The sequence below is a fragment of the Aliterella atlantica CENA595 genome (assembly GCF_000952155.1).
GTDB classification, from domain to species: domain Bacteria; phylum Cyanobacteriota; class Cyanobacteriia; order Cyanobacteriales; family Chroococcidiopsidaceae; genus Aliterella; species Aliterella atlantica.
In genome coordinates, this window is record NZ_JYON01000052.1 from 1 (window position 1) to 4,943 (window position 4,943).

6 protein-coding genes and 3 pseudogenes are annotated in these 4,943 nt (G+C 58.1%); all 9 read left to right on the forward strand.

All coding sequences use genetic code 11. From position 1 onward, the window contains the following. A pseudogene (locus UH38_RS26975) lies at positions 1-242 on the forward strand (hypothetical protein); the annotation flags it as partial. Continuing rightward, the gene (locus UH38_RS24395) at positions 226-408 is read left to right on the forward strand and encodes a hypothetical protein (RefSeq protein WP_045057318.1); all 183 of its coding nucleotides are present in this window, start codon (positions 226-228) and stop codon (positions 406-408) included. The pseudogene UH38_RS26975 and the gene UH38_RS24395, both read left to right, overlap by 17 nt. Positions 409-410: 2 nt before the next feature. Next, a complete protein-coding gene (gene sufD, locus UH38_RS24400; protein ID WP_045057319.1) occupies positions 411-1,736 on the forward strand; it encodes a Fe-S cluster assembly protein SufD in 1,326 nt (441 codons plus the stop codon). 11 nt (positions 1,737-1,747) lie between these two features. Next, positions 1,748-1,957 (forward strand): DUF433 domain-containing protein, encoded by a 210-nt coding sequence (locus UH38_RS24405; protein WP_045057320.1) that lies wholly within the window; start codon positions 1,748-1,750, stop codon positions 1,955-1,957. A 5-nt stretch (positions 1,958-1,962) separates the two neighbouring features. Next, a complete protein-coding gene (locus tag UH38_RS24410) occupies positions 1,963-2,208 on the forward strand; it encodes a hypothetical protein (RefSeq protein WP_045057321.1) in 246 nt (81 codons plus the stop codon). Further along, positions 2,205-2,597 carry an aspartyl protease family protein gene (locus UH38_RS24415; RefSeq protein ID WP_045057322.1) on the forward strand — a complete coding sequence of 131 codons (393 nt, stop codon included), beginning with the start codon at positions 2,205-2,207 and terminating at the stop codon, positions 2,595-2,597. The genes UH38_RS24410 and UH38_RS24415 overlap by 4 nt, the downstream gene beginning before the upstream one ends. A gap of 4 nt (positions 2,598-2,601) precedes the next feature. Then, a pseudogene (locus tag UH38_RS24420) lies at positions 2,602-3,830 on the forward strand (SufS family cysteine desulfurase). Continuing rightward, positions 3,827-4,546, forward strand: coding sequence for an RNA polymerase sigma factor (locus UH38_RS24425; RefSeq protein WP_045057323.1), 720 nt, complete (start codon positions 3,827-3,829; stop codon positions 4,544-4,546). The pseudogene UH38_RS24420 and the gene UH38_RS24425 overlap by 4 nt, the downstream one beginning before the upstream one ends. Before the next feature lie 4 nt (positions 4,547-4,550). Next, positions 4,551-4,943 (forward strand): annotated as a pseudogene (locus UH38_RS24430) (hypothetical protein); the annotation flags it as partial.

Here is a 4,943-nt window from a genome sequence, read left to right on the forward strand (position 1 = left end):
TGCTCGAGGAGGCCGAGGACCTTGCCTTTGCCTACCTGACGGCCGGAATCGTTCCTGAGAAAAACTTCAACGACGCGCTCCACGTGGCCATCACGACGATTCACGAATTTGACGTGTTGTTGAGCTGGAATTTTCGGCACTTGGCCAACATCAACAAGGAAGCCCGGTTTATGGAAATTAACCGCTCGAAAGGTTATTTGAAATCGTTCAAAATCACGACGCCGTATGAAGTCAGCGCCTGAATCCAAAGCCATGCTCGACGTGCGTGAATGGAAAGAACAAGCGTGGCGGGAAGTTGCCCACCTGCCGCTCCGCGAAGCCATCCGGGAAAGTTTGCGCCGCAGTCAGGCAACCTCTGAAAAACTGGGTTTCGTGAAAAAAACGAAACCCGCCGAGAACAATTCCTGAACATGACCCCCAATTCCAATACCGACCTCAAGGCCCAACTTATCGCTGATTTTCAGGCCAGTGAAACGCGGCTGAACGGCGCGAGCAAAACGCCGTTTTTTGGGCGAAAAAAAGACGCCCTCAACGCCTTCGACAAACTGGGTTTCCCGACCATCCGCCACGAAGAGTGGAAATATTCCAACGTGAAGGGCCTGGTCAGTCACGTGTTTGACTTCAACGACCGAGGCGACCTGACCGCCGACGACCTCGAAGCCCTGCGCATTCCCAACCTGGAGGGCAACGTGCTGTACTTCGTCAACGGCGTGTTTCACCCCGAATTTTCGAGCATCGTTTCCCCCGAAAGTGAACTGCGGATTCTGAATTTTGGCGAAGCCATCATGCAATTCCCCGACGTGGTCGAACAGCATTTTGCGAAATACGCCGACTTTTCCGACAACGCGTTTACGGCGCTAAACACGGCCTTTGCCCAGCACGGCGTGTTTCTGCACGTGCCCGACAAGGCGGTGGTACAACAGCCGGTTATCCTGCGGTTTATCGCAGATGCCCGTGTCCAGAACGTCGCCGCGCAACCACGCAACCTGTTTGTGGTGGGCAACCGGGCCGAGGTGAAAGTGGCCGAGTCGTTCCGTACGCTGGGCGACAACGCGGCGTTTACGAACATCGTCACGGAAGTGATTCTGGGCGAAGAAGCGCAGTTTGAGTACTACAAAGTGCAGAACGAAAGCGATCAGACTTACCACATCGGCACGACGCACATCCAGCACGCCCGCGCCAGCCACAGCTACACGGTCACGGTGTCGCTCAACGGTGGATTTATTCGCAACAACCTCAATCTGGTGCTCGACGGCGAACGCGTGGATGCTCACATGTACGGCCTCTACCTGCCCAGCGGTCGCCAGCACATCGACAACCACACGCTGGTGGACCACGCCCAGCCCAACAGCGAATCCAGCGAGTTGTACAAGGGGATTTTGTACGACCGCAGCACGGGCGTTTTCAACGGGAAAATCTTCGTCCGCCAGGACGCTCAGAAGACCAACGCCTACCAAAGCTGCCGCAACGTGCTGGCCTCCGACCAGGCCACGATGAACACCAAGCCCCAGCTCGAAATTTACGCCGACGACGTGAAGTGCTCGCACGGCACCACCACGGGGCAGTTGAACGAAGAGGCGCTGTTTTACCTTCAGTCGCGGGGCGTGCCGAAGGACAAAGCCCGCGCGTTGCTCATGCTGGCCTTCGCCGAGGACGTGATTGAGAAAATGAAGATTCCGGCGATTAAGGAATATCTGGAGGGATTAATTGTCGAGAAGATTGGGGAGGTGGAATAACCGTTTCGCGCATGGAAAATCTGCTGAGTCGCATCACGATTGACCCGAATGTCTGCCACGGCAAGCCCACCGTCCGCGGGTTGCGCTACCCGGTTGAATTTCTTCTTGAATTGCTTTCCTCGGGTATGACGAACGAGGAAATTCTGGCTGACTATCCCGACCTCGAAGCCGACGATTTGCAGACTTGCATGGATTCAAATTCAGGAGAAAATAAATTTTAGGAAGCATGGAAGCGTCATCCGTCACGTTCAAACAAGCCCAGACCCTATTCCCCAACGAATGGGTGCTGGTCGGTAATCCGGTCATGCGGGGTGCAGTCGTTGAGGATGGGGTCGTGCTTTTTCACAGCAAAGACAAAAAAGAAGTTTGCTACCTCGGTCGGAACCAATCGGCTGGGTTCGAACGGATTGCCGTGGCATTCACCGGGCAATTAGCTCCGGACCGCAAAATTGGGATTCTCCGGCGCTTATGAACTCCATTCCATTTGAGGTTCCCGACGAACACGGCGTGATTCTGCTGCTGGCCGTCATCGACCACAAATTCACGTTTCGTCTCGCCCTCGATACCGCCGCAACGCACACGACCCTCGACAGCAATATGCTGTTTCTGGCCGGGTATGAGTTGAAAAATTCAACCGGCGAGGCCCAAATTGAAACCGCCAACGGGGCCATTCGTGTTGAGCTTTACGAAGTCCAGCACCTCGAATGTGCCGGTTTGCAGCACTCCAACTTTTCCGTTCAGGTGTACGACTTCCTGGCCCACGGCATCACCACCGAGTACGACGGTGTAGTCGGCCTCGATTTTTTCAGAAATCATAAGTTCTGCGTGGACCTGCGAACCGGAGAATTGACACTTGTTTGAAATCATGCTCACAGCCCCTCAAGATACCGCCTTCGACATCGCCCGCGTCCGGGCCGATTTCCCGATTCTCGACCAGGAAATCAACGGCCGCCAACTGGTGTACTTCGACAACGCCGCTACGACCCAGAAGCCGCTGCCGGTCATCAACGCCATCCTGAATTACTACCGGGCCGACAACGCCAACATCCACCGGGGCATTCACACCCTGGCCGAGCGGGCGACCGCCGATTTTGAGGCTTCCCGCGTGGCCATTGCCAACTTCCTCGGGGCCGCCTCGCCGGAAGAAATCATTTTCACGTCGGGCACCACGATGGGCATCAACCTCGTGGCCCAGACCTACGGCCGGAAGTTCATTCAGGCGGGCGACGAAATCATCATTTCGGGCTTGGAACACCACTCCAACATCGTCCCCTGGCAGATGCTCTGCGAGGAAAAAGGCATCACGCTGAAGGTGATTCCCGTGCTCGACAGCGGCGAACTAGACCTGGAGGCCTACGCCACGTTGCTTTCCGAAAAACGAAGCTGGTGTCGGTTAACCACGTCTCCAACTCGCTGGGCACGATTAATCCCGTCGCGGAAATCATCCGAAAAGCCCACGAAGTCGGCGCGGTGGTACTCATCGACGGCGCGCAGGCCACCAGCCACCTGACCATCGACGTGCAGGCGCTGGACGCCGATTTTTACACCTTCTCGGCCCACAAACTCTACGGCCCGACGGGCATCGGCGTGCTGTACGGCAAGCGGGCGCTGCTCGAAGCCATGCCCCCGTACATGGGCGGCGGCGAGATGATTAAGGAAGTAACGTTCGAGAAAACGACCTACAACGACCTGCCCTACAAGTTTGAGGCGGGCACGCCCAACATCGCCGACGTGGTGGCGCTCAAAACGGCCCTCGACTACCTCGCCGAGTTGGGCAAGGAGAACATCGCCGCCTACGAGAACCACCTGCTCCGCTACAGCACCGAGCAGTTGAGCGAAATTGAGGGCCTGCGCATCGTCGGACAAGCGCGGGAGAAAATTTCGGTCATCTCGTTCGTCCTCGACGGCATTCACCACCAGGACGTGGGCATCATCCTCGACCAGCAGGGCATCGCCATCCGCACGGGTCACCACTGCACCCAACCGCTTATGCAGCGGTTTGGGATTCTGGGTACCTCGCGGGCGAGTTTCGCGATGTACAACACGACCGAGGAAATCGATAAATTGGCGGCGGGCATCCGGCGGGTGCGTTGATTTTCGGCCCGGAAATGCCTACCTATGCCGCACGGGTCGCCATCGAAAACCCGGCTTGCATGACCACGGCTGCCGACAATCCCTGTGCGGGCTTCGGGGAAAACCATTCGGACTTTTACCAGGCGCTGCGCGATGATTATCAGCGGGCCTGGGAATGCCTCTACCTGCGGGCGTACCGCACGTTTGTGCCCTACGCCTGCCAGCGCAGCCCGATTTCGACCGACGACGCCCTCGATTTGTTGCAGGAGGGCCTGGCCGAATTTGCCGTGAAATTGAAAAACGGCAAATTCGCCTTCCAGGGCAGCCCCGTGACGGCCTACGTGTTTACGGTGTGCCGGAATCGCTGGGTTAGCTTTCTGAAACGAAACCGCATTCAGCGGGCCGAAGCCACGACCGAACTGGCCGATGAAGACGAGGAAATCGACGAATCAGCGCCCGCTTTCCTGACCCGGAGCGACGAGGACGAAGACGGCGAAGGAGCTACCAACCGCGACCCGATTTGGGAAGAAACCGACGTGAATTGGGAGGCCGTCAACCGGGCCTTCGAGCAGGTCGGCGACGACTGCCGGGCCATGCTGCACTGTTTTTACGTCGAAGAAAAATCGCTGGGCGAGTGCGGGGGGCGCATCGGGTTGCAGGAAAATTCCGCCAAAGTGAAGCGCTTCCGCTGCGCCCAGCGGATGAAAACGCTGTACAGCCAGTTTAAAACCACCTGACCACATGGACCTGACCGATGAACTGCTCGAAGAAATCGGGGCCTACCTGGCCGGGCGGCTGACGGCGGAGGAGACAACCCGCTTCGAGGCCCGGATGCGGGCCGACGACGCCCTGCGCGATGAAGTAGCCACCCAGCGGGAAATCAAGCAGGGACTTCAGTTTATAGGCCAAAAAGCCCGGTTTCGGGCCATGCACGCCGACCTGGAACAGCGCGGCCTGCTTCAGGAACCCACCGCGCCTGTCGTGCGGGAACTGCCCGCCACCCGGCGTACCGCCGTGCGGCCACTCTGGAGGTACGTGGCAGTGGCCGCCTCGCTGGTGGTCGTACTGGGACTGGGCTGGGTGGCCTACCAGAACTGGGCCGAAAGCCGGGAGCGCACGGCCCGGAACCGGGAG

Bases quoted from the DNA above. Each gene is read 5' to 3' on its own strand.
- sufD (WP_045057319.1), top strand. From the start codon at position 411: ATGACCCCCAATTCCAATACCGACCTCAAGGCCCAACTTATCGCTGAT.
- UH38_RS24395 (WP_045057318.1), top strand. From the start codon at position 226: ATGAAGTCAGCGCCTGAATCCAAAGCCATGCTCGACGTGCGTGAATGG.
- UH38_RS24415 (WP_045057322.1), top strand. From the start codon at position 2,205: ATGAACTCCATTCCATTTGAGGTTCCCGACGAACACGGCGTGATTCTG.
- UH38_RS24410 (WP_045057321.1), top strand. From the start codon at position 1,963: ATGGAAGCGTCATCCGTCACGTTCAAACAAGCCCAGACCCTATTCCCC.
- UH38_RS24405 (WP_045057320.1), top strand. From the start codon at position 1,748: ATGGAAAATCTGCTGAGTCGCATCACGATTGACCCGAATGTCTGCCAC.